3 protein-coding genes are annotated in these 1,613 nt (G+C 55.7%); all 3 read left to right on the forward strand.

Going from position 1 to position 1,613, the window contains the following annotated elements:
* Positions 1–367: 367 nt before the first annotated feature.
* The 3 genes from NHH03_RS27705 to NHH03_RS27715 are packed head-to-tail and all read left to right on the forward strand — an operon-like array spanning position 368 to position 1,519.
* On the forward strand, positions 368–856 hold the full coding sequence (locus NHH03_RS27705) for a type II toxin-antitoxin system VapC family toxin (protein WP_253161609.1): 489 nt from the start codon (positions 368–370) through the stop codon (positions 854–856).
* Positions 834–1,067 carry a hypothetical protein gene (locus NHH03_RS27710; protein WP_253161610.1) on the forward strand — a complete coding sequence of 78 codons (234 nt, stop codon included), beginning with the start codon at positions 834–836 and terminating at the stop codon, positions 1,065–1,067. Before NHH03_RS27705 ends, NHH03_RS27710 begins: the two co-directional genes overlap by 23 nt.
* Before the next feature lie 20 nt (positions 1,068–1,087).
* The gene (locus NHH03_RS27715; protein WP_253161611.1) at positions 1,088–1,519 is read left to right on the forward strand and encodes a hypothetical protein; all 432 of its coding nucleotides are present in this window, start codon (positions 1,088–1,090) and stop codon (positions 1,517–1,519) included.
* The last annotated feature ends 94 nt before the right edge of the window (positions 1,520–1,613 follow it).

A 1,613-nucleotide genomic window follows, 5' to 3' on the forward strand; every position in this document is an offset into this window, starting at 1 on the left:
ATGCGAAGCGACGGGATCGCCGTCGACGGCGCGATGACACTCCTCGGATGGCCTTGTCGCCGGCGATCCCCACGCTTCTATCAACGATTCAACCAACACCCGCTCAGTGCCCGATCCAATACCCGTCCCGGCCGCACCCAACGCCCGAAGTTGCGATCGCGATTCCAGCCGGCTACGCTGACACAAATTGCCCGCGAGCTTCAAACCAAATTGAAAAGAGAGCTCGTAACCACGGGATGTAACGGATCGGCGGAATCAGGTTTGGAACTGTGGTCCATGTCGTTCGCCGCCGACTCGTTAATCCCAATCGTTCCCCGACTGAGGGCGATCAATCGCGACCGCCACTCAAAAACGCTACAATGGCGGTATGGATACCGTCTACATTGAGACTTCCGTCATCAGCTATTTGCGGCAACAACCCGCGAAAGAGGTTGTCACCGCCGCACATCAATTGTTGACCCACCAGTGGTGGGACACGGAACGCAAGAACTACGCTCTCGTCGTTTCGCAATATGTGATTGACGAGGCTTCCGCTGGCGATCCTACGCTTGCTGCGGACCGATTGAGCGTGTTGGCTGGCATCCCTCGACTACCTGGGCATCCCGAAATTGACCGAATTGCCGATGAGATCATGGCACGTGCAATCTTGCCGCCAAAAGCTGCCGTCGATGCACTTCACATCGCCTCCGTCGCACATCACCGGATACAATACCTCCTGACGTGGAATTGCAAGCATATCGCGAACGCCAGGATACTTCCGCGTGTCCATCAGGTATTGATCGACCTTGGCGTTCCCATTCCCATCATTTGCACTCCGGAGGAACTGATTAGCGATGATCCAGAAACCGAAGACTGACCCCATCGTTGACGGAATCCATGCAGTGCGTTGTGAGATTTCTGACCGATTTGGCGGTGATGTCCGCGCAATCGCTGCCGATGCTAACGCTCGGATGCTCGCGTCGGGCTGCCTGATCTGGGAACCGACGGGGAACCATCCGATGCAACCGAGCGGCGAAGTCGGGCGTGTTGAAGTGGATGATCAACCGTCGCCGCCGGCTGATCGGTAACGTTCCCCGACACAAGTTTGATGCTGACACTACTACGTGCCGCCGAACAGATCAACGCGACACTTCCCGTTGGCGAACAGTGGTCAGCTGACGATTTCTGTCGAATCATCTCTAGCGCAGACGAAGTCAATAGCCATCTCTATCTAGTCGACGAACCACGGTTCGTCGAACGCACAGTTCCCCTCGATGGCGACACGCCAATCCACGGTGACTACCTCGCAATCGTCTGGTGGGCGCACTGGCCGAGTCTCATCATCGAGTCATATGCTGACGAATACAATCTCGCGGAGCGTGCTGAAACCTGTACGCGAACGTTTGACAGAACTTGGGTGTTCGTCAACGGACGATTGCGCGATTCCAAATTCGTGGACTCTGAATGCGTGAACGGCTACAATGTCCATTCAACCGTTTGTGGATACCTGTTCGCGATTCAAAACGACGGGGAACCATGAAATGCACGGGAGAACGGGTGGTCCGTTTTCTCGTCTGCTTGCAAGTCGTTCGCCCGTTCCCCGTGATTTCTACCGTTCCCCGACTGAAGATACT

Source organism: Stieleria tagensis, assembly GCF_024129865.1.
Taxonomy (GTDB): Bacteria; Planctomycetota; Planctomycetia; order Pirellulales; family Pirellulaceae; genus Stieleria; species Stieleria tagensis.

What these genes read in the sequence shown, in the direction of transcription:
- NHH03_RS27705 (WP_253161609.1), top strand. Translation starts at nt 368, where the DNA reads ATGGATACCGTCTACATTGAGACTTCCGTCATCAGCTATTTGCGGCAA.
- NHH03_RS27710 (WP_253161610.1), top strand. Translation starts at nt 834, where the DNA reads ATGATCCAGAAACCGAAGACTGACCCCATCGTTGACGGAATCCATGCA.
- NHH03_RS27715 (WP_253161611.1), top strand. Translation starts at nt 1,088, where the DNA reads ATGCTGACACTACTACGTGCCGCCGAACAGATCAACGCGACACTTCCC.